23 protein-coding genes and 1 tRNA gene are annotated in these 26,434 nt (G+C 58.9%); 5 read left to right on the top strand and 19 right to left on the bottom strand.

The features are described 5' to 3' along the window. Nucleotides 1–52: 52 nt before the first annotated feature. Nucleotides 53–142, top strand: a tRNA-Ser gene (locus GRI41_RS05480). 23 nt (nucleotides 143–165) lie between these two features. Here GRI41_RS05480 and GRI41_RS05475 read toward each other — a convergent pair. The 8 genes from GRI41_RS05475 to GRI41_RS05440 form a co-directional block, all read right to left on the bottom strand. Continuing rightward, entirely contained in the window at nucleotides 166–507 is a 342-nt protein-coding gene (locus tag GRI41_RS05475) for a hypothetical protein (RefSeq protein WP_160603739.1), read from the bottom strand. Nucleotides 508–598: 91 nt separating this feature from the next. Further along, complete coding sequence (locus GRI41_RS05470; RefSeq protein ID WP_160603738.1) at nucleotides 599–1,585, bottom strand: hypothetical protein; 987 nt, start codon at nucleotides 1,583–1,585, stop codon at nucleotides 599–601. A 92-nt stretch (nucleotides 1,586–1,677) separates the two neighbouring features. Then, nucleotides 1,678–2,409, bottom strand: coding sequence for a sulfotransferase-like domain-containing protein (locus GRI41_RS05465; RefSeq protein WP_160603737.1), 732 nt, complete (start codon nucleotides 2,407–2,409; stop codon nucleotides 1,678–1,680). Further along, complete coding sequence (locus GRI41_RS05460) at nucleotides 2,406–3,320, bottom strand: aminotransferase class IV (RefSeq protein WP_160603736.1); 915 nt, start codon at nucleotides 3,318–3,320, stop codon at nucleotides 2,406–2,408. The genes GRI41_RS05465 and GRI41_RS05460 overlap by 4 nt, the downstream gene beginning before the upstream one ends. A 2-nt stretch (nucleotides 3,321–3,322) precedes the next feature. Continuing rightward, nucleotides 3,323–5,179, bottom strand: coding sequence for a cation:proton antiporter domain-containing protein (locus tag GRI41_RS05455; RefSeq protein WP_160603735.1), 1,857 nt, complete (start codon nucleotides 5,177–5,179; stop codon nucleotides 3,323–3,325). Between the two features lie 23 nt (nucleotides 5,180–5,202). Then, complete coding sequence (lpdA, locus tag GRI41_RS05450; protein WP_160603734.1) at nucleotides 5,203–6,612, bottom strand: dihydrolipoyl dehydrogenase; 1,410 nt, start codon at nucleotides 6,610–6,612, stop codon at nucleotides 5,203–5,205. 36 nt (nucleotides 6,613–6,648) lie between these two features. Then, nucleotides 6,649–7,059 (bottom strand): hypothetical protein, encoded by a 411-nt coding sequence (locus tag GRI41_RS05445; protein ID WP_160603733.1) that lies wholly within the window; start codon nucleotides 7,057–7,059, stop codon nucleotides 6,649–6,651. Nucleotides 7,060–7,063: 4 nt separating this feature from the next. Beyond that, nucleotides 7,064–8,359, bottom strand: a complete 1,296-nt coding sequence (locus tag GRI41_RS05440) for a pyruvate dehydrogenase complex dihydrolipoamide acetyltransferase (protein ID WP_160603732.1) — start codon at nucleotides 8,357–8,359, stop codon at nucleotides 7,064–7,066. Nucleotides 8,360–8,505: 146 nt separating this feature from the next. Here GRI41_RS05440 and GRI41_RS05435 point away from each other — a divergent pair, with 146 nt between their 5' ends. Further along, the gene (locus GRI41_RS05435; RefSeq protein ID WP_328600541.1) at nucleotides 8,506–8,961 is read left to right on the top strand and encodes a universal stress protein; all 456 of its coding nucleotides are present in this window, start codon (nucleotides 8,506–8,508) and stop codon (nucleotides 8,959–8,961) included. On the opposite strand, the gene rnr is transcribed toward GRI41_RS05435, so the two are convergent. From rnr to radA, 10 genes are all read right to left on the bottom strand, one after another. Beyond that, a complete protein-coding gene (gene rnr / locus GRI41_RS05430) occupies nucleotides 8,958–11,264 on the bottom strand; it encodes a ribonuclease R (protein WP_160603730.1) in 2,307 nt (768 codons plus the stop codon). The two genes, GRI41_RS05435 and rnr, sit on opposite strands and share 4 nt — an antisense overlap. A 39-nt stretch (nucleotides 11,265–11,303) precedes the next feature. Further along, complete coding sequence (locus GRI41_RS05425; RefSeq protein WP_160603729.1) at nucleotides 11,304–12,746, bottom strand: M28 family peptidase; 1,443 nt, start codon at nucleotides 12,744–12,746, stop codon at nucleotides 11,304–11,306. 82 nt (nucleotides 12,747–12,828) lie between these two features. Next, nucleotides 12,829–13,416, bottom strand: coding sequence for a DUF805 domain-containing protein (locus tag GRI41_RS05420; protein WP_160603728.1), 588 nt, complete (start codon nucleotides 13,414–13,416; stop codon nucleotides 12,829–12,831). 17 nt (nucleotides 13,417–13,433) lie between these two features. Next, nucleotides 13,434–14,981: a proline--tRNA ligase gene (proS, locus tag GRI41_RS05415; protein ID WP_160603727.1), complete on the bottom strand. Its 1,548-nt coding sequence runs from the start codon at nucleotides 14,979–14,981 to the stop codon at nucleotides 13,434–13,436. 47 nt (nucleotides 14,982–15,028) lie between these two features. Further along, on the bottom strand, nucleotides 15,029–15,583 hold the full coding sequence (gene phaR, locus GRI41_RS05410; RefSeq protein ID WP_160603726.1) for a polyhydroxyalkanoate synthesis repressor PhaR: 555 nt from the start codon (nucleotides 15,581–15,583) through the stop codon (nucleotides 15,029–15,031). Nucleotides 15,584–15,683: 100 nt separating this feature from the next. Beyond that, nucleotides 15,684–16,721: an alanine racemase gene (alr, locus tag GRI41_RS05405; RefSeq protein WP_160603725.1), complete on the bottom strand. Its 1,038-nt coding sequence runs from the start codon at nucleotides 16,719–16,721 to the stop codon at nucleotides 15,684–15,686. Further along, a complete protein-coding gene (locus tag GRI41_RS05400) occupies nucleotides 16,718–18,346 on the bottom strand; it encodes an MFS transporter (protein ID WP_160603724.1) in 1,629 nt (542 codons plus the stop codon). Before GRI41_RS05400 ends, alr begins: the two co-directional genes overlap by 4 nt. A gap of 40 nt (nucleotides 18,347–18,386) precedes the next feature. Then, nucleotides 18,387–18,830 (bottom strand): iron-sulfur cluster assembly scaffold protein, encoded by a 444-nt coding sequence (locus GRI41_RS05395; RefSeq protein ID WP_160603723.1) that lies wholly within the window; start codon nucleotides 18,828–18,830, stop codon nucleotides 18,387–18,389. Beyond that, nucleotides 18,827–19,357 carry a CvpA family protein gene (locus GRI41_RS05390; RefSeq protein WP_160603722.1) on the bottom strand — a complete coding sequence of 177 codons (531 nt, stop codon included), beginning with the start codon at nucleotides 19,355–19,357 and terminating at the stop codon, nucleotides 18,827–18,829. The genes GRI41_RS05395 and GRI41_RS05390 overlap by 4 nt, the downstream gene beginning before the upstream one ends. Nucleotides 19,358–19,370: 13 nt before the next feature. Further along, nucleotides 19,371–20,735 carry a DNA repair protein RadA gene (gene radA / locus GRI41_RS05385; protein WP_160603721.1) on the bottom strand — a complete coding sequence of 455 codons (1,365 nt, stop codon included), beginning with the start codon at nucleotides 20,733–20,735 and terminating at the stop codon, nucleotides 19,371–19,373. 82 nt (nucleotides 20,736–20,817) lie between these two features. Here radA and GRI41_RS05380 point away from each other — a divergent pair, with 82 nt between their 5' ends. From GRI41_RS05380 to GRI41_RS05370, 3 genes are all read left to right on the top strand, one after another. Continuing rightward, nucleotides 20,818–21,471, top strand: coding sequence for a DUF1287 domain-containing protein (locus tag GRI41_RS05380; RefSeq protein WP_202388663.1), 654 nt, complete (start codon nucleotides 20,818–20,820; stop codon nucleotides 21,469–21,471). A gap of 63 nt (nucleotides 21,472–21,534) precedes the next feature. Next, the gene (locus tag GRI41_RS05375; protein ID WP_160603720.1) at nucleotides 21,535–23,859 is read left to right on the top strand and encodes a patatin-like protein; all 2,325 of its coding nucleotides are present in this window, start codon (nucleotides 21,535–21,537) and stop codon (nucleotides 23,857–23,859) included. A gap of 103 nt (nucleotides 23,860–23,962) precedes the next feature. Continuing rightward, nucleotides 23,963–25,270, top strand: a complete 1,308-nt coding sequence (locus tag GRI41_RS05370) for a tetratricopeptide repeat protein (RefSeq protein WP_160603719.1) — start codon at nucleotides 23,963–23,965, stop codon at nucleotides 25,268–25,270. A 12-nt stretch (nucleotides 25,271–25,282) separates the two neighbouring features. On the opposite strand, the gene dnaJ is transcribed toward GRI41_RS05370, so the two are convergent. Beyond that, the gene (dnaJ, locus tag GRI41_RS05365) at nucleotides 25,283–26,419 is read right to left on the bottom strand and encodes a molecular chaperone DnaJ (RefSeq protein WP_160603718.1); all 1,137 of its coding nucleotides are present in this window, start codon (nucleotides 26,417–26,419) and stop codon (nucleotides 25,283–25,285) included. Between the last annotated feature and the right edge of the window lie 15 nt (nucleotides 26,420–26,434).

The raw sequence follows: 26,434 nt of genomic DNA, 5'->3' as shown, positions 1-26,434 counted from the left end.
ATCGGCCAGATTGCCCCTTTACGTCGGTAAAAACCGGACCTAATGCGCTTGCGGGCAGTTGGCAGAGTGGTCGAATGCACTAGTCTTGAAAACTAGCGAGGGTGCAAGCCCTCCGAGGGTTCGAATCCCTCACTGCCCGCCACCTTCATTTACCATTGGCTATTGCTACTCGATAACCAGCTTGGTTTTGACTTCGCGGTTCTGCGAAAAGTCGTAATTGAAGCCATCGATCAGGTCGGCGATTTCTTCATCGGCATATTCGGTGGCTTCGGCGCTGCTCGCGCCATAGCCGCGTTCTGACGCGACAACCGAGGCGTGGTATTTCGCCCTTTCTTCCAGGCAAGCGGTTTTGATCTTTGCCTTGAATGCCGGGACGGTGATCTGTTCGTCGACCGATGTGTTGTGCAGCCGGATCAGGCAATGCGTATAAGCGATCCGCGCATCCTCCAGCTGATCGGCGCTGCCGGCTGCCAGAGCTAACGGAATAAGCGTTGCAGATATGAGCATAATGGCGTCCCCCTAAAGACTCCGTGGGAAACCATAGCACATCCGCAGATAGGCGGTAAATATAGGCCGATCTGCGCGATCGTCACCCGCATTAGGTGTGCGGGGCGTGACCGATCACCTGCTCCATCATCATAGAGACAAACGCATCCTCGTTGGCTTGTCCGCCGTCGACATAGCCCAGCATCCTTGCGCCGGCGGTTATCGGGTCGAGGATATCTCCTCTTTCTCTGCAGGATTGGGCAAATTCGGGCGCTTTGTCGGCTGCGCCGTGCTCTTTCTTGTTTTCCGCGAAATAATAGAATTTCTTGACCGGGCGGCATTCGACCACGGCGTCATACGGCCCGTTTGACGGTTCTGCAGCGCCCCTTGCTGCGTGGCTTTGCGAATAGCTGTCCTGGATCAAATGGAACATCGCGCCAATCGCGGCTTTTTTTGCCACTTCATCGCCGGGAAGTACGTCGCATGTTTTCGAGGTGAACATCTTGTCGCAGTGGAATGTGAACAAGGTCCGCACCGTCCAAGCCGGGTAGCGTTTGCCCTTCTCTTCGCGCTCGGCGCAATATTTGAGATTTTTCGGGGCAAGCCTGCTGGCCGCTGGCCCCGCATGCGCTCTCACGGCATCGCAATAATTGGCATCCAGATCCACTTTGCCGGTGGCAACACGGAACACAAACTGGCTCCAACCGCGGATATATCGCCTTGTTTGGTCGTCCGATTCATTCGGACGGCTCGCCATCGCATGCATGAATTGGAGGCCGCCATAATGGCTTTCGCATGACAGGCCTGAGAAGAAACCGTCAGTGTGGACGATCTTCGGGCAGATATTTTCCAGCGCCAGGCCGTATTTGGGCCATGTCCAGACGCGCTTGAGCTGGCGCGTTGGATCATCGGGCCAGCGCGATGCGCGCCAATATTCGGCCTCACGGAACACGGGGCCTTCAATATTCTCGAATTCGTCTCTGCTTGCAGGAATATCACATCCTGTCAGTGCTTTATCTTGCGCTATGCATAGCTCAGAAAGCCATGTCATGCGTTCGTGATGCTTACCGAACAGATGGATTTTGTAGCCATAGGCCAAAGAGGCAGGGGCAAGCGCGGCCAGCGCGCAAAGAACATAGATTACAGCTTTCTTGATACCTCATCCCCCCGTTTGAAGCTGCGATCGCCGCTTTAGTCCGGCGCCAACGCGTATAGTCGCATAGCCTGATAATACGGACGGCACCTTTCGGCGAGCTGTGCTGCATCACCTTCCAGTTTTGGCACGGGACCGGGCGCGGAACCAAAGCCGGTGGAGGCTGCTACCTTGTCATACCAATGTGATGCCCAGATGCCGTCTGATGGATGAATTCCGGCCTTCCAACTGAGCATGCCTTCGTCCCACGGAATGTCGAGCTTGCGACACAGCGCTTTCAGATGCCCTTGCGGGTCTGTCAGAAACGCGGTTGAATCGACAACCGCCGGGACTTCACCCGAATGCTCTTTCGCCCATTCGAAATATTCAAGCTGGCGATCATAGCGCAAATCATCGAAATCCACTTTCACCCGCTTAACCGCATAGCTCGCGATCACGCGTTCGGGCTCGCGGATCAGGAATGCATGTTTGTGATCGGGAAAGTCGCGAATTGTGACATCGCCGATCATATGATGCGGCATGTGCTTTTGATACCAGACCGCCGCCGCATCCGGGGATGGCCCGCGCATGGCATCGGCGACGCTCGCCCAATTACAATCCATGTCGGCAATGATCGCGTCCGCCATTGGTTGCGGTTCGCCGGAATCCTTCAGATAGGCGCCGTAGAACGGCTCATCGCTGACCGCCGCGTCTGACCGCCCGCCAAAGCTGCGCATCATCGCGGTTGAGATGTTCCGCGGCCCCGACCACATGGCGATACGGACGGTCATGCGGCAGTGTCCTGATGCAGACGCTCCAGATGTAGCTTTTGCAGCCGTTCAACCATTGGCCCGCGTTCGGTTCCGATCTCTCGTCCATCGACTGTTCCGACCGGGGCAAGCCCGGCAAACGTTCCGGTGGTGAACGCTTCGTCGGCGCCGTAGACATCGATCAAAGAGAAATTGCGCTCAAACACCGGAATTCCGGCGTCTCGTGCGATCTCGATTACCATACCGCGAGTAATTCCATCGAGGCAATAATCGCCGCTCGATGTCCAGACTTCACCATCCTTCACGATGAAGAAATGGGTCGAATTGCAAGTCGCGACAAATCCATGCGGGTCGAGCATCAGCGCTTCATCCGCACCCGCCTCGGTCGCCTGGATGCAGGCGGTGATGCAATTGAGCTTGCTATGGCTGTTGAGTTTGGGGTCCTGCACATCGGGGTAGCCGCGCCGCACATGCACCGTGAACAGCTTGAGCATATTGGTCGCGGTTTCGGGAACCGGGTCTTTCCATTCGGGAATGATCACGATCGTCGCGGGTGAAATGACCACGCGCGGATCCTGATAGGGGGTGGAGCGGATGCCGCGTGTGACCATCAGACGGATATGCACGCCGTCACCGTCCATTCCGTTGGCATCCAGCACATTATAGAGCCGCTCAACCATCTCTTTCTGAGAGATGCCGATATCCATCGCGATTGCCTTTGCTCCGCGATAGAGCCGCTTCAGATGCTGGCTGAGAAAGGCAATGCGCCCGTCATGGACGCGCAGCCCCTCCCACACGCCATCGCCCAGCATAAATCCGCTGTCGAAAACGGAGACCTTTGCCTCGGGCCGCGAAAAATGTTCGCCATTGACGCAGATGATCACGCTTTCATTGCGTGCATCGGCGACATAGCTGTGTGTCCCCTTGCCCATGCTTATTGTCCCCGTTTCAGGATATCGTCCATTTGGTCGCGCAGGATCGGGTCCCATTTGGCGCGCAATTCCTTGACCTTGTCGATCAGCGGTTGGTTCTCGTCAAACGGTACATCCATGTCATACAGTTCGGCCACTTCGCGCATGGCGCTGCGATCCATTTCCTCGAATGCCGATTTCGCCGCCTCTGCCTGCTGCCGGTCCATGCCCAGCGCTTCATAGGCAGAGCGCCCGATGCGCAAAGTGCTGTCATAGGTTTCGCGGATGATATCGCGGCAGCCATAGGACCACAATTCGTAAACATGGTTGCGATCAATCGCGCGGGCAATGACGTGAAGATCGGGGAAATGGCTGACCGCATATTTGACCAGCTTGTCGATCTGTTCGCGTTCGTCGAGCGCGACGATGAGCAGTTTCGCGCGATCAATCCCCGCAGCGTGGAGGAGATCGGGCCGGGTTGCGTCACCGAAATAAGTCCGGAAGCCGAATTTGCGCCCAAGCTCCAACTGGCGCGAGCTGTAGTCAATCACCGTGGTGCCATGACCTGCTGCTTGCAACATACGGTTGACCACCCCGCCCACGCGGCCGGCGCCCGCGATGATGACGGGGTTCTCCTCGTCAATATGATCAGCCTCTCGCTCGCCTGCCCGGTTGAAGGAGCGCGCAATTACCTTGTCGTAGAAAATGAACAGCAGCGGGGTGACCAGCATGGTCAGGGCCACAATCAGCAGCAGCAAGTCCGCCAAGGCAGCGTCAAACACCGCATTGGCGACGGCAAAAGCGATGAGGACAAAGGCAAATTCACCCGCCTGCGGAAGGCTGAGGCAGAATAGCCAAAGCGCCTGTTTGCGCAGGCCGTAGAGCCAGCCGACGCCCAACAATACCAGGAATTTCGCTGCGATTATCACGGCGGCCCAGAACACCACTTCGCGCCAGATTTCCGATGCCAGCGCGAAATCGATGCCCGCGCCGACGGTGATGAAGAACAGGCCGAGCAGAAGCCCCTTGAACGGATTGATATCGCTTTCCAGCTCGTGGCGGTATTCGCTGGTCGCCAGAACCACACCGGCGACAAATGCGCCGAGCGCAGGCGACAATCCCACCAGCGTCATCAGCACCGAAATGCCGATCACCACTGCGAGCGCAGCAGCGGTGAACAGCTCGCGCAGATTGGCGGCGGCAATATAACGGAATAGAGGCCTGATCGCGTAAACGCCGATCCCGATAACCGCGGCAACGGCGCCGATACGCGTCAATGCGGCAAGCCACACGGGCATATCGGCGGTCAGGTCCAGCCCGCCATGCGCCCCGCCCTCTCCATGACCCGCAGCAGCGCCGGATAATTCGGGCATCGCCAACAGGGGCAGCAATGCCAGCATCGGGATAACCGCAACATCCTGCACCAGCAGCACGGAAAAACTGGCTTCGCCGCCTTCTGACCGCAGCAGCTTCTTCTCCGTCAACGTTTGGACAATGATCGCGGTGGAGGAAAGCGCGAGCACCATCCCGATCGCCAGCGCGGTCTGCCACGGATTGCTGTTGAGCAGCGCAATACCGGTAATCGCGAGCGTGGTCAGCAGCACTTGCCCGCCACCCAGCCCCAGCAGCTTGCCGCGCATGTCCCACAGCCGCTTGGGCTCCAGTTCCAGCCCGACAATGAACAGCATCATCACGACGCCAAATTCGGCAAAGAGCTGAAGCGCCTCCACATCGACGCCAAGAGTCGCAAAAAGCGGGCTGATCGCCATGCCGGCGAGCAAATAGCCAAGAACCGATCCCAGCCCGAAACGGCTAGCCAGCGGAACGGCGACAATCCCCGCAACGAGGATCAAAAGAGCGAGGATAAGGAATGACGTCATGGCCTCATTCCTGCCCTATCCGATCAGATGTGCAAAGCCTTGCCATAAGCGCCGAGCACAGATTCGTGCATCATTTCGCTGAGCGTCGGGTGCGGGAACACGGTTTGCATCAGTTCCGCCTCGGTGGTTTCAAGCTGCTTGCCGACCGTGTAGCCCTGGATAAGCTCGGTCACTTCGGCCCCGATCATATGCGCACCAAGCAATTCGCCGGTCTTCGCGTCAAACACGGTTTTGATAAAGCCCTCTGCCTCTCCCAGCGCGATGGCTTTGCCGTTGCCGATGAACGGGAAATTGCCCACTTTGACCTCGTATCCTGCCTCTTTCGCCTTGGCTTCGGTCATGCCGACGCTTGCGATTTGCGGGTGGCAATAGGTACAGCCCGGGATGTTGTTACGGTCAAGCGCGTGCGGATGCGCGTCCTTGTTGCCCAATTCCTGCGCAATCGCTTCGGCGGCGGTCACGCCCTCGTGACTGGCCTTGTGCGCGAGCCAGGGGCCGGGGGTGCAATCGCCGATCGCCCAAAGCCCTTTGGACTTGGTGCGGCCATAGGGATCGATCTGGATAAAGCCCCTGTCCATATCCACCAGCTCTTCCAGACCGATATTCTCGGTATTGGGCTGGATGCCGATGGCGATAATTGCATGGGTAAATTCGTCACTCGTGCCTTTGCCATCCTTGCCCTTGATCTTTGCGGTCACGCCTTTTGCGGAGACTTTCAGATCCTCCAGCCCGGTGCCGGTCAGGATGTTCATCCCCTGCTTTTTGAGCGCTTTTTCAAGGAAGGCAGAAACCTCTTCATCTTCGACGGGAACCAGCCGGTCGAGCATTTCTACCACGGTAACATCGCTGCCCATATCGTTGTAAAAGCTGGCAAACTCGATGCCGATTGCGCCTGATCCGATAACCAGAAGCTTCTTCGGCATTTCGGGCGGTGTCATCGCGGCCCGGTATGTCCACACGCGTTTGCCATCAGCCGGGGCAAAGGGCAGATCGCGCGCGCGGGCACCGGTTGCGACGATAATGTGCTTGGCGGTGAGCTTCTCCTCACCCTTGTCGCCTTTGACAGTCAGCGAAGTAGGACCGGTCAAAGCCCCCTCGCCCATATGAACGGTGATCTTGTTCTTCTTCATCAGATGCGTGACGCCCTGATTGAGCTGCTTGGCGACGCCGCGGCTGCGCTGGACCACGGCTTCCAGATCGGCTTCGATCTTTTGTGCTTTCAGGCCGTAATCGCCCGCATGCTGCATATAGTGGAAAATCTCTGCCGAGCGGAGCAAAGCCTTGGTCGGGATACAGCCCCAATTGAGGCAAATGCCGCCCAGATTCTCGCGCTCTACAATCGCGGTGTTCAGGCCCAATTGTGCGCAGCGGATGGCCGCGACATAGCCGCCGGGACCTGAGCCAAGTACGATCACGTCATAAGAGGAAGCCATAGATACTCCGTCGTAGTTTCTAATGAACTGTGCCGCTTAACCCGCGACAAGTTCGATATATTTTGCCTCGACCCAACCGAATTGGCAGGGGCCGCCATAGGGTTCGGGTTTGGCAATGCTGCTGCTGACGCGGCAATCGCCCAATTCCTGATTTTCGCCGATGGGATAGACGATGCCCTGCCATTCCTCATCGGCTTCGCACAGCCATACGAGCGTTGAAAGGGGCAGCTTGTCCTTGATAGGGCCGACATCGTTGGCCCCCGGATAGACGCGCATAAAATCGCCCTTTTTCGGCGCGAACAGCGCGATCCGGCCAATGCCGGGGCAGGCATCCTTTTCCGGACCTTCCATCCCGATCATCGGAATGCGCCCCTCGTCAATGGGTTCTTGGGCAGCCAAGGGCGTGCCAAACAGCGCTATGGCGGCGGTGATAGCAAGCGCTTTCATGATCTTACGCCAACAGTCCCAGCGGGTTTTCAACCAGCGTCTGGAACGCCTGCATAAATTGTGCGCCGTCCGCGCCGTCGATCGCGCGGTGATCGAAGCTGCCCGTGGCGCTCATTACGGTTGCAACTGAAAGTGCACCGTCGACGACATGCGGGCGCTGTTCGCCCGCACCGACTGCGAGGATCATGGCTTGTGGTGGGTTGATCACCGCATCGAACTGTTTGATCCCGAACATGCCAAGATTGGACAGGCTGGCGGTGCCGCCCTGATATTCATGCGGCTGCAATTTGCCGTCGCGGGCCTTGCCGGCGAGCACTTTCATCTCTGTCGAAATGGCGGACACGGTCTTGTTTCCGGCGTCCACGATGATCGGCGTGATCAGACCCGATGGCGCGGCGACGGCCACTGACACGTCTGCGCGTGAATAGGTGCGAAGCACATCGCCGCCGAAGCTGACATTGCATTTTGGCACTTGAACCAATGCCTTGGCAAGCGCTTTTATGAGCAGATCGTTGACCGAAAGCTTGATGCCTTGCGGCTCGAGCGAGGCGTTTAGTTCGCTGCGCAGCTTGAGCAATTTGTCGAGCTGCACATCCACCGTCAGATAGATATGCGGGATGGATTGCTTCGCTTCGGTCAGGCGGCGGGCGATGACTTTGCGAACATTGTTCAGCTTCTCATCCTCATGCGGGATGCCGAAATCGGGCAAGTCAGATGGTGCAGCCGGTGCAGCAGCCGCGCCGGGCGATGCAGCAGGAGAAGCCGCGCTTGCTGCGGTTCCCGGCGTCGCGCCCTCTACATCGGCCTTGACGATACGCCCGTTGGGCCCGGTGCCGGTGATGGTCGACAGATCGATGCCCTTCTGCTCGGCAATTCGTTTGGCCAAGGGCGAGGCGATAATCCGGTCACCCGATGAAGCAGCCGGTTTTGCTGCCGCCGGAGCCGGAGTAGGGGTCGGAGCTGGCGCAGGAGCCGGCGCGGGTTCCTCAGCCTTGGCAGACTCTATCGCGGGTGCAGGTTCCGGTGGGGCTTCTGCTGCCGCCTGATCCGGGTCTTCATCTTCCCCGGCCAGCGTCGCGATTACTGTGCCGACCTGAACGCCCTCTGTGCCCTCTTCCACGGCGATAGAAACGATTACCCCTTCATCGACCGCTTCGAATTCCATCGTGGCTTTATCGGTTTCGATTTCGGCCATGATGTCGCCGGAATTCACGGTGTCGCCAACTTTTACAAGCCATCTGGCGAGAGTGCCCTCTTCCATAGTCGGGGAGAGAGCGGGCATCTTGATCGGGGTTGGCATATCTGTCCGGAATTTCCTGTTTTGGCCTATCGTCCCTCTCTGACCAATTTGCGCGTTCCGGGCAAGGTTCTTGCGCTGAATAGGTTTTCATCGGATAACGCGGGCAGCAAATGGCCGACCGTCAAGGTTGTCGTAAGGGAAATTGCGTGCGGACCTATCTGGTTATCATGGATGAATCGGACGAGGCACGCAAAGCGTTGCGGTTCGCGTCACGGCGTGCGGTTGCCACCGGTGGCGATGTCCACATTCTGGCGTTGGTTCCCAAGCAGAATTTCAGCGCCTTCGGGGCGGTGCAGGCGACGATCGAGTCAGAAACACGCGACAGGGCCGAAGTGTTGGCGAGCAGCGCGGCGGGCAATCTGTTTTCCGAAAGCGGAAAAATGCCGACGATCTCGGTCAAAATCGGCGAAGGCCAGGCGGTGATCAAGGAATATCTGGGCGAGCACCCCGAAGTTGCGGCATTGGTGCTGGGCGCGGCCGCTGACGGGCAGCCGGGGCCGCTCATCACGCATTTCTCGGCCCATTCGGGATCGCTCCCCTGCCCGCTCTATATCGTGCCTGGCAGCTTTTCGAATGATGAAATTGACCGGCTGACGGCTTAGCGTTTTTTCTTGCCCTGATGCCGGATGTTGCCGGGGCGGCCGCGCTTGCCCTGTGCGAATTTGCGCTTGTGTTGCGGCTTGCCTTTTCCGCGCGGTTGCGGCCGGTTTCCGCGGGCTTCGATCGGGTTCCCGTCGCTATCGAGCGGCACAAATTTGAGCGCGCCGGTCAGCGCATTGGCTTCGCCCAGTTTCAGCTCCAGCCGGTCGCCCGTGCTATAGGTGACCCCGCTGCGTTCGCCGACCAGTGACTGCGCTTTCTCGTCATATGTGAAATAGTCGGAGCCGAGGGTGGAAACGGGCACCAAGCCATCCCCGCCCAGCCCTTCGATAGTCGCGAAAAAGCCGAAGGATTGAACGCCGGTAATGCGGGTTTTGAAAGTCTCTCCAACCCGCCCGGAAAGCCATGCCGCGACATAGCGATCAATCGTATCGCGCTCTGCCTCCATCGCGCGGCGTTCCGTCTTACTGATCGCGTCTGCTATCGGCGACAGGTTTTCGCGATCCTTGTCCGAAAGGCCCGATGCGGGCGGCAGATCGAGCTTGGGCTTGGGCTGTTCCAATCCGTAAGCATCAACCAGCGCGCGGTGGACCAGCAAATCGGCATAGCGGCGGATCGGGGAAGTGAAATGCGCATAGGATGCGAGCGACAGCCCGAAATGCCCGGCATTGGCCGGCCCGTAATAGGCCTGCGTTTGCGTGCGCAGCACCGCTTCCATGACCTGCGCGCGTTCGGATTCGTCGGTCACGTCTTTCAGCATGCGGTTGAACAGGCCCGGCGTGATGACCTGACCCAGCGCCAGCTTTCTGCCGAATGTTTCGAGATAATCCCTGAGAGCAACCAGCTTCTCGCGCCCCGGGGTCTCGTGGATGCGGTACATGACCGGCGCGGTTTTCTTCTCCAGAGCTTTGGCCGCTGCGACATTGGCCGTGATCATAAACTCCTCGACCACGCGATGCGCATCGAGACGTTCGCGAACAGCGATTTCGGCGATCTTGCCCTGATCGTCAAGCATGACGCGGCGTTCGGGCAACTCCAACTCCAGCGGATCGCGCGCGGTCCGTGCGGCATCGAGGACTTTCCAGCATGCCCACAGATTCTGCAGATTTTTGGCTGCGTCCTTCTCGTCAATCCGCCGCTGTGCTTCTTCGTAGGGAATGACTTCGTCGATTTTGACAATCGCGCGGGAGAAGCGGGTTGATGTGATCTTTCCGCTGGCCGAGATGCTGACATGGCACGCCATCGCCGCGCGCGCTTCGCCCTGCCTCAGCGAGCAGACATCCGCGCTGAGAATTTCGGGCAGCATCGGGACAACGCGATCGGGGAAATAGACAGAGTTGCCGCGTTTGCGGGCCTCGCGGTCAAGCGCGCCGCCGGGCCGAACGTAAAAGCTGACATCGGCGATGGCGATTACCGCCTTGAAGCCGCCCTCGCCATCTGGTTCCGCCCAGATCGCATCATCATGGTCGCGCGCGTCAGAGGGGTCGATGGCAACAATCGGAAGGTGGCGCAGATCTTCCCGCTTGTCGTCGCTTAGCGGCAGTTTGGCCGCGCGCTCGGCTTCCGCTAGCGTCGTTTCAGGGAATATGTTGGGAATGCCGTGTTTCGAAATGGCAATCAGGCTGAAGCTTTTCGGGGCAAGCGGATCACCGAGCACTTCCACCACTTTTACCCCCGCACGCGGCCCTCTGCCGGCGGGTTCGGCCAGCACCAGCTGCCCCTCTTCAGCGCCGCCTAGATCGGCAATTGGCGAGGAGTTTCGAATGCGTTTGTCGACCGGGGCGAGCCAGCCCTTGCCCGACGCGTCGATTTCCACCACGCCCATCAGGCCTTCGGTCCGCGCGGGTAGCTTCTTCATTATATGCGCTTGCCACCCGCTGCCCGCTTGCTCGTTGCGCGCCAGAATGCGGTCACCAATTTTCAGCGCAGCATGGCGGTGCTTGCCCTTCTTGCTCTCCAAAATCCGGATGCGCGGCGGTGGCGATCCGTCATCGGGTTGCCAGGCATCGGGAACGGCAAAGGCTTCGCCATCCTCAATGTCCATGACTTTGAGCACGGTGACTTTGGGCACGCCGCCCATGCGGTGATAAGCCGTTCGCTTTCCATCGATCAGGCCCTCTTCGGCCATGTCTTTCAGCAGCTTTTTGAGCGCAATCTTCTCCTGACCTTTGAGGCCGAAGGCTTTGCCGATTTCGCGCTTGCCCACGATGCGGTCAGAGGTCTGGATGAATTCCAGTACCTGCTCGCGCGTCGGCAAGCCGGGAGGGGTACGCTTTGCGCGGCGATTACCAGATGGTTTGGACATGCGCGGCCTATGAACGCCAAGGCCGCTTATGTCACCCGATTACTCGGCGGCTTCCTCTTGCGCGATGGGCGCAAAGGCGCCTGCAGGCACCGCGCTGGAAACGGGGCTCATGCTGCCATCGGCGGCAACGCTGCTGATCCCGAAGATCCAGTCATCGCCGCGAATGCCGATAAGCTCGGTCGCAAAACCCTCGCCACTCGCAACGGTCGTGCTGGTCATGTCCTCTGCCGGCATCGTTGCGGTGAGCGAGTATTCGTCATCGGGCGCGCTTGACGCGGATATGCTGAGCACCGGCTCATCCTGCCAATAGGGTTGATCGGGTCGCCGCTGCCAAATCTTGTACGTTTCCGCACCTTCCACGTGGCCCCATTCGAGCAAGGTCGATGTGCGAACGGCGGCCTGTGCAGTGACGCTTGGCGGCATCGGCGTGCGCGCCAAACGGTCAGCCGCGCGGACGTTCAACTGCGTTGCCTTTGCAAGATAGGCGAAATCCATTTCATCCGCCGTATCGCCATAGGTCACGCCGTCTTCAAAGCGCAGGTCCTGATGCTGGTGTTCGTAATCTTCGACCGCGACCGAGAAACGGATCGCGGGATAGCCTTTCTCAAGAAACGGGATCTGATCGCCACCGCGGCCCATCCGGTCAGTTCGCCAGATCTGCCTGATTTTCAAACCATCCTCTTGCCCGTCAGCCAGATCCGCCAGCCAGCGCGACAGATTTCTGCTGGGGCTGTCATTTTCCCCGCCATCGCGGCGCTGGCTTGCGCGGATCGTATCGGTCAGATCAGCGCGCGGACCTTCGGAAAAGACGCGGATGTTTTCGGCATCGCAATATCCGTCAGAACCGCAACTGCTGCCGACGATATCGTTGTTGAGCACAGCTTTGACCGTCCAGCCCTGCTGTTCGGCATAATCCGCCATCAAGCGGCCACCATAAAGCCCCTGCTCTTCGCCCGAGAGCAGCGCATAGACGATCGTGGTGGGGTATTGCTTCTTCGACAGAACGCGCGCGGCCTCCACCGTCAGGGCAGTGCCCGATCCATCATCATTCGCGCCTGGCGCGTCGCTGGTGAAATCGAACGCATCGGTTGCGCGGCTGTCAATATGGCCCTGGACAATGAGAACTTCGTTGGGCCGTTCGCTGCCGCGTTGGATGGCGACGACATTGACCAGGCGCGTGGGCTCGGGGATGCGTCGCCCCTGCACCATTCTTTCGGGAAGAACCACTTCGAGGCAGCCGCCGCACGCCTCGCTGACTTTACGGAATTCGTCTTCGCCCCATTTGCGAGCCGCACCGATGCCGCGGGCGGGATCGGTTTGCGATGATAGCGTGTGGCGCGTGCCGAAACCGACCAGCGTATCAATATCGGCGCGCAGCCGTTCCTCGGATACAGAATCTGCGGGATCGGTTTGGGCCGCGTGGTCATCGGCCTGAACGGGGGCGGCAATCGCAGCGGCGACTAACATGGGTAGGTAACGCATGGCCGCCATGTTCACGCTCTGGCAGGAGATGGCAACCCCTTGCCGTTCCGCCCTAGCCGCCCTGCCCTTGCGCTTCGCCCCGTCACAGTGGCGCGGGAACGTCACCATATTGGTTGGGCGATGGCTGCGATTTGATCATCCCGATGGCCAGAACGGTCAGCACCGCGACCCAGCCGATCGCGTCTTGCGCAATCATCGCGGTTTGCAGCCCTGCGCCGCCGCCTGCCTGCTTGATATCCGCCGCCGCCCTCATTGATGACGACAATCCATCAACCTGACGGAAGGCAAAGAACATCCACACCAGATGGATCGCCAGCGGCACGACCAGGATCAGGCCGGGCAGTCCGCTATCGTGCGATCGCCGCACGAACGCTGCGGACAGAAGGATGATGTTGAGCAGACCCAGAGCGAGGCTGGTGCGGACCATCGTTCCCGGAACGCCGCGCTGTATCATCGCGTCGAGCGCGGCCGCCTCGATAGCCTCAGGTCCTGATTTTGCCGCGCTGCTGACTTCGGTAAACACCGCTGCCATGGCAGGGAAGATCACCGCAAGCATCACCAGAATATTGAGCAACACCACGGCCAGCGCATAAAGCAGGAACGTTCTGCGGCCATCGCGGCCTTTGACGTCAAACAGACGCTTCAGATTATAACCGATCGCGGCGAACATGAGTGCTTCCCAAATCCTCAGTACGCGCGGGCGACATAGATACGTTCAACCGCAGGCTCTCCGGTGAAGATACAGCTTCCATCGGCAGCAGCCGCGCCGATGGGCACATTGCGGATTGTAAGCTTCAACGCTTTGAGCTGTTCGACCACTTGTTCCAGCGCAGCCCCTGTCGGTTTCGACCATTGGACTTCGACCCAGCCGGGATATTGCGCCTCTGCGGAATAAAACTCGCCCAGCTGATCGAGCGTTTCGATCCCGCGCGTGATATTGGCATCGCGCTGGTCTTTCGCCTGGGCAAACAGATTACTTTGGATTTCCTCAAGCATTGCGGGGATTGCCTGTGCCGCATCCGCTTTTGCAGGCGAGTGGAAGTCAGGCTTGCCATTATCCGCCCACAGCGCATCGCGGCGAAGCAGGCTGACGACGCCGTTTTCCATATCGCGGCCGCCGACCTCGATGATGATGGGCGCACCTTTGCGGACCCAATCCCACCGTTTGGCAGAGGCTTTACCGTGTTTTGTGTCGAGCGTGACGCGCAGGCGTTCTCCGCAGGCTGATTGGCCTTTCAGCGCCTCGTGCAATTCTTCGCAATAGGCGACCAGCTGCGCATCTGCGTCATCGTCTTTTCCGCGCAGCATGGGCAGGATCACGACTTGCCACGGGGCAATGGTTGGCGGAACGCGCAATCCGTCATCATCGCCATGGGTCATGATGACCCCGCCGATCATCCGCGTCGAAACGCCCCAGCTGGTCGTGTGGCACAGCGCCTGATCGCCATCCTGGTTCTGGAATTTGATGCCCGCCGCTTCGGAAAAATTGGTGCCGAGATAGTGCGAAGTACCAGCCTGCAGCGCTTTGCCGTCCTGCATCATGGCTTCGATTGACCATGTCTCCACGGCGCCCGGGAAGCGTTCGTTCTCTGGCTTCTCGCCCGCGATTACGGGCATCGCCAAATCTTCTTCCGCACAGGCGCGATAGACTTCTAGCATGCGCAAAGTGTGCTCCTTGGCCTCTGCCTCTCCGTCATGCGCGGTATGGCCTTCCTGCCAAAGAAATTCGCTGGTGCGCAGAAACATCCGCGTGCGCATTTCCCAGCGCACAACATTGGCCCACTGGTTGAGCTTGAGCGGCAGATCGCGCCAGCTCTGGACCCAGCGTGCCATTGCGTCGCCAAAAATCGTTTCCGATGTCGGACGCACGATGAGCGGTTCTTCGAGCTTCGCTTCCGGATCGGGAACGAGTTTACCCGCGCCATCGCCGATCAACCGATGATGAGTGACCACCGCCATTTCCTTGGCGAATCCATCTACATGCTCGGCCTCACGCTCAAAATTTGAAAGCGGGATGAACAAGGGGAAATAGCAATTCTCGTGCCCGGTATCCTTGATCCGGCCGTCGAGCAGATGCTGGATCCGTTCCCAAATGCCCCAGCCCCATGGTTTGATGACCATGCAGCCGCGAACGCCCGATTCCTCGGCCATGTCGGCTGCGCTGATGACTTCCTGATACCACGCTGCAAAATCGTCAGCGCGTTTCACCGTCAAGGCGTGGCGAATGTTGGACAATGAACTACCTGCTATGTCTGGTTAATTGGTGCGGAAGGCGAGAATACCTACTTGCCGATTTCGTCAAGCTTCTTCTGCATTTCTTCCATCTGTTTGCGCAGCGCGGCGATCTCGTCAGAATCGGAAGATCCCTTGGCTTTGTCCTCGCTCCGACTGCCGGGAAGGATCGCCTGACCAACCGCGCGCATCATAGCCATGTTGTTTTCGTGGATCTTGGCAATCGGGTTGTTGCCCAACCCTTCGCGAAACGCCTCTTGAATCTTGGCCTGGTTTTCACGGAAACTGGCCATGCTTGCTTCGAGATATTGCGGCATCATCGATTGCATCGAATTGCCATACATCGAAATGAGATCGCGCAGGAAACCAACCGGCAACATCTGCGTGCCGTTGGCTTCTTCATCCATAATGATCTGGGTCAGGATCGAATGGGTGATGTCATCGCCGGTCTTGGCGTCAACCACTTCAAACTCGGTTCCTTCGCGCGTCATCTTGGCGAGATCGTCCAGTGTAATGTAGCTTGAACAACTGGTGTTGTAGAGGCGCCGGTTTGCGTATTTCTTGATCGTGACCTTATCGCCGGTCTGCGCATCGCGCTTCGCCATCTGCATTCCCTTTATGCTGCGTGATTTGCTGCATTAGCACTCGCAGCATGTGCAGCGCAACATAAGACAGCGGCCTGATCGAATTTGAGACGCTTTGCCCTCAGTCGGACCAATGTCGTGCGAAGCGGCGGCCCAATCCGGTGATGATTTCATATTGCGACAAGCCGGAAAGTTCGGATTGCAAAGGAAGGTCGAGCGGGAAGCCGATCCGGTCGCCTTCTTTGAGCAGCGGCACTTCAGATATGTCCACTGCAACCAGATCCATCGACACTCTGCCAATGACGGGCAACGTGATCCCGTCACACAAGAATTGCCCTCTATTGCTGAAACTGCGCAGATAGCCGTCTTCATATCCCATTGCGGCGATGGCAACCGTCATCGGATGCGCGGCGGTGAATGTGGCGTTGTAGCCGACATGCGCACCCGCCGCGATGATCCGGGTCTGGACGATTTCACATTCGATCCGCCCGACGGGTTTGATCCGGCCCTGGAATTCCGCGCGCGGAATGCCGCCATAAAGCGCCAGACCGGGTCTGGTCAGATCAAATGAATATTCCGTACCCAGTGCAATACCGGCGCTGTTCGCAAGGCTCAGCCGTCTGTGGGGGACAGCAGAATGCGCGGCGCGAAACCGCTCCAGCTGATCGGAGTTCTGCGCCACATCCTCGTCAGCAGAGGCAAGGTGGCTCATCAGCGTGTCGATCTCGAAATCGCTCCAGTCGAAAGCCAGCGCGTCTTCCACATCGATCCCAAGGCGGTTCATTCCGCTGTTGATCATCACGTCGCATGGGCGCCCAGACCCGCGCCAACGTTGTGCCTGATCGATACTGTTCAAAACAGGCTTTGCGTCGATGCGCGCCGATAGGTCGAGGTCGGATTCGAGTATCCCGTTAAGGACAGAGAGACTGGATCCCGCAGCGCAGGATTGAAGCTCTTCCGCCTCTTCCCAACTGGCCACGAAAAAGTCTTGGCAGCCGGCCTTTGCCAGTCGCGACACGGTTTCGACTGCGCCCAAACCATATGCATCGGCCTTCACTGCCGCCCCGCACCGGGCGCCCTCGCCCGACATTTGAGAGAGCGTCTTCCAGTTGGAAACGAGTGCTGCGGCGTCCAGAATGAGTTTGGGCTGCGAACTCAACCGTGCTCGTCCTCGAAATCACGCGGCGGGCCGCTTGGCAGACCCCACCACGCCACGACCAGAGCAATCGCGGTGAATATCCACGTGTACCACAGGCCGGCATAGGCATCGCCCGATCTGGCGATGATATAGCCCGCAATCAGCGGCAGGAATCCGCCGAAATAGCCTGCGCCCAAATGATAGGGGATCGACATCGAGCTGTAACGAATGCGCGCGGGGAACATCTCTGACAGTAGCGCCGCGACCGAGCCGTATGTCAGCGCTGACAGTCCGCCCAGCACCAGCAACACCGCGATGATGCCAATCAAATTGAGCATTGGCGGATTTTGCACGCCAAGATCATATCCAGACGAGGACAGGGCTGCTTCGAGCGTTTCCTGCCGTGCGGCGGCATCATCCCAAGCATAACTATCCAGCGGCAGCGGAACCGCGCCAGCGGTCAGCGACAGTTCGGCACCCTCTTTCAGCGTATAGGGCACGCCCGCGCCGGTCAGATCCTCCAGCAGTTTGCCGCATTGCGTTTCCTGGCTTTCGGCAAAAGGATCATAACTGCAATCCGGGCCGGACACCACGATTGGGGAAGATTCTGCAGAGGCATTGAGACCCGGATTGGCAAGCGCGCCGATTGCCCAGAAACACGGAAACAGCAGCGCCAGCGTCAGCAAGTTTCCGATGATGATCGGTTTTTTGCGCCCGATCCGGTCTGACCATTTACCCACGATCACAAAGAAGCTCATCGCCAGCAGACCCGCGATGAAAATCACGATTTCCGAAGTCAGCCCGTCCACCCGCATTGGCCCTTTCAGGAAAGACAGGGTGGAGAAAAACGCGGTGTACCAGATAACCGTAAGGCCAACCGCGACGCCGAACAGCGCAACGAAAATGCGCTTCTTGTTTCCGGGATAGGTGAAGCTTTCCACGAAAGGATTACCGGCGGTCTCGCCCGATTCCTTCATCGCCTTGAAAACCGGGCTTTCCGACAATTTCAGCCGCATCCATAGCGATATCAACAGCAGGATGATCGACAGCAGGAACGGAATTCTCCAGCCCCAAGCGGCAAATTCTTCTGGCGGGATCAGCGCGCGGCAGGCCAGAACGACCGCGATGGAGAGGACAAATCCGCCAACCACGCTGGCCTGAATGAAGCTGGTGTAAAAGCCGCGTTTTTCAGGGGGCGCATGCTCGGCGACATAGATCGCCGCGCCGCCATATTCGCCGCCCAAAGCAAGTCCTTGAAGGATGCGCAGGCCGATAACGATGATCGGTGCAGCAATGCCAATCGACGCCGCGCCGGGGATGAACCCGACACCCGCCGTTGCTATACCCATCAGGGTAACGGTGACGAGGAACGTATATTTGCGCCCCAGCTTGTCGCCGAGAAAGCCGAACAGAACCGCGCCGAGCGGCCTGAAGCCAAATCCAACCGCAAATCCGGCCCAGACCAGCAGCATTTCCAGCGTTGCATTGTCTGACGGGAAGAAAGCCGCGCCGATCAGCGACGCCAATGCGCCGTAGATGAAGAAGTCATACCATTCGAAAATTGTCCCGGCTGACGATGCAGCAATGACCAGCTTAATCTCTTTCTCGCTTGGCTGGTGAACGGTCTGTGCCCCGCTCTCGCTCATGGCAGTTTACCCCCTCCGATGGATTCTGTTCCGCGTGGCTCTAGCGAGAGAGAACCGCCTTGGAAAGCGCCGAGATTGCGGCTTTCCATGGCAGCAATATCGCCTCGTGGCGCGCGGGATAGGAACGGGCCTGGTCAAGCAAGTGCAGATCGGGCCAAGCAGGCGGTGCAGATTTGCCTGACAGCCAGTTCTCTATTCCCGCCGCCTCGCGTTCAAGATCGCCAAGGGTTCGACCGATCGCATCACGCGCGAAAATCGCCGCAGATGCCTGCCCGATAGCGCATGCCGAGACACGCAGTCCGACCGAGCCGATCGCCTCGTCCTCTCGCAATTCGATCCCGATCGAAAGAGTGCTTCCGCAGGATCGCGAACGCGCTTCTGCGGAGAGCGTTTGCTGCTGCGTGATCGGGTATCGCGCCAGCTCGATGGCCAGGCCGAGAATATCTGGGGTGTAGAGCCGTGCTGCGCTCGAACTGGCGTTCAATTCGCGGCCTCGGCTTCCGCTTCGCTCACGCTCAAACTGGCGCGGCGCTGATGAATCATCTGGACCAGTTGATCGGCGCCTGCATTGACCACAGGATATGTCCGCGCGGTGGTGATCCATGACGGTCTGCCGGCAACGCCCCAAACCGTGTCATAGCCCAGCACCAGAAGCGAAAACGCAACCACAACAATCAGCGCGCCTTTGATCGTACCAAATCCGAATCCCAGAACACGGTCAATCGGCCCGAGCATCGATGCGCGCGAAGCAGATCCCGCACGCCCCGCAATCAGTTTCATCGCGGCGTAGGGGATGAGCAGCAACAGCACGAAAGCAAGGATCGCCACCGCGCTGCCATACCCCAGATAGGGGGTCAGCCCGTTATAGAGCGGCGTGTGCAGATAATGGATCGCCAGCAAGGCCAGCACCCATGCGGCAAGCGACAGCACTTCTTGCACCAGCCCGCGCATGAAACCGCCTGCCGCCGCGACGCCGACAATTATAAGAACGAGGATGTCAAACACGGACATGATGCGCCCTTGACTATTGCGATGCCATCACTTGGTCAACGAGGTTCGCCAGCTGTTTGAGCGCGCGATAGTTAAGGCCCGATGAATTTTCGACGTCTTGAGGCCCCGCGCCCGAAGTAAAGCCCAGCTTTGCGGCTTCGCGCAGCCGCAATCCGGCGTGGGAAACGGGGCGGATTTCACCGGCCAAAGAAACCTCGCCAAACCAGACACTTTGGGCCGGCAGCGGCTTGTCTGCCAAGGCAGAGACCAAAGCGGCTGCGACTGCCAGATCGGCAGCGGGATCGGACAGCCTGTATCCGCCCGCAACGTTCAGATAGACCTCGGCAGAACTGAAATTCAGCCCGCAGCGCGATTCCAATACCGCGAGCAGCATCGCAAGCCGTCCATTGTCCCAGCCCACAACCGCACGGCGCGGTGTCGCCCCGCTCTGTAATCTGACGATCAGCGCCTGCACCTCTATCAATACCGGCCGCGTCCCTTCCAAGGCCGGGAACACCGCGCTTCCTGCCAACGGCGTGTCACGCCCGGACAGGAACAGCATCGAAGGATTTGAAACTTCCTCCAAACCCTGTCCTGCCATTGCGAAAACGCCAATTTCGTCAACCGCGCCGAAGCGGTTCTTGAGCGCGCGCAGGATGCGGTATTGATGGCTGCGTTCGCCTTCGAAACTCATCACCACATCAACCATATGTTCGAGCACCCGCGGCCCGGCGATATTGCCGTCCTTGGTGACATGCCCGACCAGCACCAGCGCGGTGCCGTTTTCCTTGGCATAGCGGATCAATTCAAACGCACAGCCGCGAACCTGGCTGACCGTGCCCGGCGCGCCCTCGATCGTGTCCGAATGCATGGTCTGGATCGAATCGATCACCAGCAGTTTGGGCGGTTCCATCGTGCCCAGCGTGGTCAGAATATCGCGAACCGATGTTGCTGCCGCCAGCTTGATTGGCGCATCAGCAAGCCCCAGCCGCGATGCCCGCATCCGAACCTGCCCAGCGGCTTCTTCGCCGCTGACATAAACGGTGGACCGACCATCCTTGGCTATTTTTGCTGCTGCCTGAAGCAGCAAGGTCGATTTTCCGATGCCCGGATCGCCGCCCATCAGCACCGCCGATCCGGGGACCAGTCCGCCGCCCAGCGCGCGGTCAAATTCGGCCAGCCCGGTTGGTTGGCGGACCAATTCTTCGCCGGGCGTGTCGAGTTCCACAAACTCAACCGCCCTGCCCCCGCTCGACAAGTCATGTTTTTGCGAGAACACCGTGGCGGGAACATCCTCGGCCAGCGTGTTCCATTCGGCGCAATCGGGGCATTGGCCCTGCCATCGGTGCGAGACAGAACCGCAAGCCGCGCAAACATATCGTTTTTTGGGTTTCGCCATGCGGCTCCCTATAGTTAGAACAAAAATAGAACGCAAGCATGGGCTTAACAGTCAGTTCATGCGAACAGGCGATACCCGTCACATGATCAAGAATACCGTTCTAAAACGGCGCGCATTCCTTCGAGGAATGGCCTTAGGCAGCGTGTTGGTGGCGTCCTGTTCAAAGGCCCATCAAGCTGAAAGACAGGACGCTGCTGAAACAGTTCCTGACCAGAATAGCGATCCGGCAGCGAGATTGGTCGCCGCCGCACGCGGGCAGATTGGTGTCACGCTGTCCTACGACCCGTCATACACCGGAATCGACTATCCCGGCGGCGATGTCCCGCGATCGCGCGGCGTGTGTACAGATGTTATTATCCGTGCCTATCGCGACGCATTGGGCCTCGACCTGCAAAAGCTTGTCCACGAGGATATGAAAGCAAACTTTGCTGCCTATCCCAACAATTGGCAACTGCGTTCCCCCGACAGGAATATCGACCATCGCCGCGTTCCGAATTTGCAGACATTTTTCAAACGGCAAGGCGCGTCGCTTCCCGTTTCGAGTGATCCGGCCGCTTGGCAAGTAGGCGACATTTTTACCAGCAAGGTAGGCGGCCGCTTGCCGCATATTGGCATCGTTTCCCGGCGAGCCGATGATGGGCGTCTATTCGCTGTGCACAATATCGGGCGCGGTGCGCGTGAAGAGGCGGTGGTGTTTGCCCATCCGTTGGACGGCCACTTTCGCTGGCGTGTATAGAAGTTCCGGCAAAGTCGCGGCTTTGCTCTTGCCGGTATCTGGCGGATTTGCCACGACAATTGCATGAGGCAAAAGGAACTCCGGATTGCGCTTGTCTGTTACGGCGGGGTCAGCCTTGCCGTTTATATGCACGGCGTAACCAAAGAGATCTGGAAGCTGGCCCGGGCCAGCCGGGCGTTTCATTCCTTCGAACCGCGCGCCGAAGGTGTACAAGGTGTCTATCGCGATCTGTTCCATGCGATCGAGAAGGAACAGGGTCTCACGCTGCGCGTATTGCCCGACATCCTCACCGGTGCCAGCGCGGGCGGGATCAACGCCGTGTTTCTGGCGCAAGCGATCCATTCGGGACAATCGCTGGAGCCGCTGACCGATTTGTGGCTGGAAATGGCCGATGTCGATCAGCTGGTTGACCCCGATGCGCGGCCAATGTGGCGGTTCGCCAAATTCTGGGCGCAGCCGTTTGCGTCGTGGATATTGAAGCGGCCCGGCAATGCGGTATCGGAAAGCGTCGCCCCCGAAACGCGCGCTGAAGTGCGCCGAAAAGTCTCCCACCTTGTTCGTGGGCGCTGGTTTGAACCGCCATTTTCGGGCCCCGGCTTTTCCAAGCTGCTGTTCAATGCGCTGAAAGCGATGGAGAAGGCGCCGCTGGAACAGCCGCTTCTGCCGGCAGGCCATCCGGTCGATCTGCTTGTGACCGCAACCGATTTTCGCGGACATCTGGAACTGCTTCGGCTCAACAGCCCGCCCATTGTCGAGGAAAGCGAGCACAGGATGCCGGTCAGCTTTGCTTGCAAGACGCCGGACAAGCCGGGCGCCAACCTGTCCAATCTTCTCGAGCTGACTTTGGCAGCGCGCGCCACGGCGAGTTTTCCGGGGGCTTTCCCGCCGCTCAAGCTGGACGAGATTGACTCGCTGGCAGAATGGGCCGGCGCCGATTGGTCCACGCGCGAGCAATTCCTGCAGCGGATCATGCCGGTGCATATGCGCGAAGGCGAAACCGCCAATGTCTCTTTGATTGACGGTTCGGTACTGGTGAACGCGCCCTTTGGCGGCGCGATGGACGCGTTGAAAGGGCGCCCCGCCCAGCGCGAAGTTGACAGGCGGTTTGTCTATATCGACCCGCGCCCCGATCGCTTTGGCGTACAGAAAGAGCATGAGGGAAAACCGGTCGGGTTCTTCGCCGCGATATTCGGTTCGCTATCCACCATCCCGCGCGAACAGCCCATACGGGACAATCTGGAGCAGCTGGAACAGCAATCGCGCGATGCAGAGGCGCTGCGCAGGATGGTTGCCGGATTGCGGCACGAGGTTGAACGCGCGGTCGAGAAGCTGTTTGGCCGGACATTGTTCCTCAACAAGCCGACACCCAAACGTCTGGTGGGCTGGCGCGGCAAGGCGCAGCAGGCAGCGGCAGAAAGCGCGGGCTTTGCTTACAATTCCTATGCGCAGGCAAAATTCGCCGGGATTGTAGAGAAACTGGCCGAGCTTACTTTCGCTGCCGCACCGGGCGCCGGGCTGCCCGACAGTTCGCCAATTGCCGCCAGCTTCTTTGCCGAACTGGAACGGCGCGGCATGGCATCGCTGTCTGATGAAGCGGGCGGCGCAAGCGCAGAAGCAATCGCGTTTTTCCGCGCGCATGATCTTGGTTTCCGCATCAGGCGGCTTCGCCTGCTGGCCCGCCGCCTGGCGCGCGATTGGGAAGCCGATCCCGATATTCCCGATGATGCGTTGGAGGCGGCGCGCAAGGCGATCTACAAGATCCTCGCGCTCTATTTCGCGCAGGAAAAGCGCGAAGCCTTGGGCGAGGATTTTACCGGTCTGGCGCAAAACGCCCTTCGCCAGCCCGGCCCCGTTCTGGACTATCTTGCCGCCCGCAGGCTCCTTCCCGAAATTGACGAGCAGGCAGAGATCATGCTCGCCGATGCAATGCAGGATATGCCCAAGGATCTGCGGCGGCGGATGCTGCTGACCTATCTCGGCTTTCCATTTTACGACATCGCCACGCTGCCGCTGATGCGGACCGAAGGCCTGACCGAGTACGACCCGATCAAGGTCGACCGTATTTCACCCGACGATGCGCGTTCGATCCGCGAGGGCGGCACGCGGGCAACGCTGCGCGGCACCGAATTCTACAATTTCGGGGCGTTCTTCAGCAGGGCGTACCGCGAAAACGACTATCTCTGGGGCCGGTTGCACGGGGCGGAGCGGATGATCGATCTGGTCTGCTCGACCGCCGACAGGCCGCTGGAAGATGGCGAATGCGCGCGCTTTAAACGTCAGGCGTTTCTTGCCATTCTGGATGAAGAAAAAGACCGTCTGACCACCGATTCCGGGCTGGTTGACAGGATCCGTGCAGAGGTTCTCGAAAGATTGGGCCAAGGCGCCTGACTGCAATTATTTGTTTTGCTTGACGGGCAATTTGTCGTGTTTGTACAAAGCCTTGCGCCTGCTATTTGGCAGATGCGCCGCAACAGTTTTGAGGGAATTTTTGATGCGCTTGTCACAATGTTTTGCTTATGGAACCGCAGCCCTGATCGCGATCTCGGCCGCCCCGGCCAGTGCGCAGCTGACATATAACACATGCTACAGCGATGAATGCGACGCGAAGCTGATCGAACAGTTTCAGGGGGATCCGGAACACAGGGCATATTTGGGCAAGGCCAAAGCCGGTGATCCCTATGCGATGCTCAAGATCGAGCACGCTGTAAGGACCAAGCTTGCCGGCACGCTCAACAACCGCAACACCGCCACCGAAATGCGCATGAAGCTGCTGGTTGGCGCCATGCAGAAGAATTATCCCGAGGCGTTCGGGCGCATGGGCGATATGATTTATCGCCAGCAATTGCTTCCCGAAGCGACAATTGAAGACGCGTTCGGCTTCTATCTGCAAGGAACCGAGCTCGGCGACGAAACATCGACGGTCATGGCGGTCAGGCTGGCCAAGGATCCGGTTGCCTGCATTGGCTGTTCGAAACTGGAAAACGGCACGCTCAAGCTGGAGCTTCCCGAAGGTGCGATGTTTGACATCGACGAGATCAAGAAAGCCGGTGATCGCTATCTCGCCACCAAGGCAGACATGGTGAAAAGGGTGATTGCTGCTCTGGAAGCTTCATACCAGCCCAAAAGCACCATCGGCACGACTTCATTGATTAATTTCTATCTGTCCGGAGTCGGACTGCCGCACGCCAATTACTATGACTACAACAAGCGGTTTGTATTCGATCCCGACGGCAAGAGGGCAGAACAGAAGCTGAAGGAAGTTGCCGCTGCCGATCCCGGCGACAGCTGGGCCCCTTCCTTGCTTGGCTTTTACTATGCCAGCCCGAAAGATTCGGGGATCAAGAAAAACCCGAAGGAAGCAGCCCGCTACCTGGATATGGCCTCGCGAGCCGGGGACAAGGGCTCTGCGAAAACTGCCCAGATTTATGGGCACGAATTGGTGACCGGAAAACTGTTCCCCGAAAACGTGCCTTTGGCCGTCGAGTATCTTGAGCTCAGCTACAACGCCGGCAATGCCGATGCGGCCTACGATCTGGGTCTGCTCAACTATCTGGGCAAGGGCATTCCGAGAAACTACGCGAAAGCGGAAGCCTATTTCCGCACCTCGATGGGGCGCAAACATGTGGATGGCACCCGCATGCTTGCCACGATGTTCCGCGAAGGTACGGCGAACAGGCAAAGCGATCTTCTGGCCAATGAGTATGAACGCAGGGCCAATACGTTCGAGCAATCGAAACCGCAGTGTGACGAGAACAATCTGATGACGATTGATTGTCTGATCAAATACGGATCGAATTAAGCTCCACGCGCCCTACCCGCCAAACGCATCTTTCAGCTTGTCGAAGAATCCCCGGCTCTCGGGGCATTCTTCGCCGGTTTCGGTTTCCTGGAACTGTTGCAGCAGTTCCTTCTGGGCTTTGCTGAGCTTGGTTGGCGTTTCAACCGCGATTTCTACCACCATGTCGCCGCGGCCACGGCCCTGCAGCACGGGCATACCCGCCCCGCGGACGCGCAGCTGTTTGCCGGATTGAATACCGGCGGGAATATCGACTGTGTTGGTGCTCCCGTCGAGATCGGGAATGTTCACGCACCCGCCAAGCGATGCCGTTGTGAAACTGATCGGAACGCGGGTCAGCAGCGTCGTTCCCTCGCGCTCGAACACGCGGTGCTCTTTGATATGGATGAAGATATAAAGGTCACCGGGAGGCGCGCCGTTCGGCCCCGCCTCGCCCTTGCCGGATAGGCGGATGCGTGTACCGGTGTCGACGCCCGGCGGAATTTCGACATCGAGCGCCTGCGGCAAGTCCACACGGCCTTCGCCGCGGCACTGTTTGCAAGGATCTTCGATTACTTCGCCGCGGCCGTGGCATGTCGGGCATGGCCGCTCGACAACGAAAAAGCCCTGCTTGGCGCGGACTTTGCCGTGGCCGCCGCATAGATTGCATCCGCGCGTACTGGTGCCCGGTTCTGCACCCGACCCGTCGCAAGGTTCGCATCTCTGCGAAACTTCGATTTCGATCTGGGTGTCTTTGCCGTTGAATGCGTCTTCGAGACCGATTTCCATGTCGTAACGCAAATCTGCGCCGCGACGCGCCTGTTGACGGCCGCCGCCGCCAAATCCGCCACCGAATATGGTCTCGAAAATATCGCCGATATCGCCAAAGTCGCCTTGCTGGCCGCGGCCTCCACCAAAACCGCCGCCACCGCCCATGCCTTGCTGGAAAGCTTCATGACCGAAACGGTCATAGGCTGCGCGCTTTTGCGGGTCTTTCAGGCACTCATACGCACCACCGACAGCTTTGAACTTCGCCTCGGCCTCTGCATCACCCGGATTGCGGTCCGGATGGAACTGCATCGCCAGCTTACGATATGCGGATTTGATCGTGCGATCATCCGCATCGCGGCTAACGCCAAGAAGTTCGTAAAAGTCGGTTTCAGTCGAAGACATTGATCATCCCAAAAA

The sequence above is a fragment of the Pontixanthobacter aquaemixtae genome, assembly GCF_009827395.1.
GTDB classification, from domain to species: domain Bacteria; phylum Pseudomonadota; class Alphaproteobacteria; order Sphingomonadales; family Sphingomonadaceae; genus Pontixanthobacter; species Pontixanthobacter aquaemixtae.
This window is presented reverse-complemented; position numbering and strand designations above follow the sequence as displayed.

Excerpts from the sequence above, each read along its gene's own strand:
- phaR (WP_160603726.1), bottom strand. The coding sequence starts at position 15,583 with ATGGCGAAGCGCGATGCGCAGACCGGCGATAAGGTCACGATCAAGAAA.
- GRI41_RS05445 (WP_160603733.1), bottom strand. The coding sequence starts at position 7,059 with ATGAAAGCGCTTGCTATCACCGCCGCCATAGCGCTGTTTGGCACGCCC.
- GRI41_RS05420 (WP_160603728.1), bottom strand. The coding sequence starts at position 13,416 with ATGTTCGCCGCGATCGGTTATAATCTGAAGCGTCTGTTTGACGTCAAA.
- GRI41_RS05440 (WP_160603732.1), bottom strand. The coding sequence starts at position 8,359 with ATGCCAACCCCGATCAAGATGCCCGCTCTCTCCCCGACTATGGAAGAG.
- GRI41_RS05380 (WP_202388663.1), top strand. The coding sequence starts at position 20,818 with ATGATCAAGAATACCGTTCTAAAACGGCGCGCATTCCTTCGAGGAATG.
- lpdA (WP_160603734.1), bottom strand. The coding sequence starts at position 6,612 with ATGGCTTCCTCTTATGACGTGATCGTACTTGGCTCAGGTCCCGGCGGC.
- rnr (WP_160603730.1), bottom strand. The coding sequence starts at position 11,264 with ATGTCCAAACCATCTGGTAATCGCCGCGCAAAGCGTACCCCTCCCGGC.
- GRI41_RS05425 (WP_160603729.1), bottom strand. The coding sequence starts at position 12,746 with ATGCGTTACCTACCCATGTTAGTCGCCGCTGCGATTGCCGCCCCCGTT.
- GRI41_RS05375 (WP_160603720.1), top strand. The coding sequence starts at position 21,535 with ATGAGGCAAAAGGAACTCCGGATTGCGCTTGTCTGTTACGGCGGGGTC.
- GRI41_RS05455 (WP_160603735.1), bottom strand. The coding sequence starts at position 5,179 with ATGACGTCATTCCTTATCCTCGCTCTTTTGATCCTCGTTGCGGGGATT.
- GRI41_RS05460 (WP_160603736.1), bottom strand. The coding sequence starts at position 3,320 with ATGGGCAAGGGGACACACAGCTATGTCGCCGATGCACGCAATGAAAGC.
- GRI41_RS05475 (WP_160603739.1), bottom strand. The coding sequence starts at position 507 with ATGCTCATATCTGCAACGCTTATTCCGTTAGCTCTGGCAGCCGGCAGC.
- GRI41_RS05370 (WP_160603719.1), top strand. The coding sequence starts at position 23,963 with ATGCGCTTGTCACAATGTTTTGCTTATGGAACCGCAGCCCTGATCGCG.
- dnaJ (WP_160603718.1), bottom strand. The coding sequence starts at position 26,419 with ATGTCTTCGACTGAAACCGACTTTTACGAACTTCTTGGCGTTAGCCGC.
- GRI41_RS05390 (WP_160603722.1), bottom strand. The coding sequence starts at position 19,357 with ATGTCCGTGTTTGACATCCTCGTTCTTATAATTGTCGGCGTCGCGGCG.
- GRI41_RS05465 (WP_160603737.1), bottom strand. The coding sequence starts at position 2,409 with ATGACCGTCCGTATCGCCATGTGGTCGGGGCCGCGGAACATCTCAACC.
- radA (WP_160603721.1), bottom strand. The coding sequence starts at position 20,735 with ATGGCGAAACCCAAAAAACGATATGTTTGCGCGGCTTGCGGTTCTGTC.
- GRI41_RS05400 (WP_160603724.1), bottom strand. The coding sequence starts at position 18,346 with ATGAGCGAGAGCGGGGCACAGACCGTTCACCAGCCAAGCGAGAAAGAG.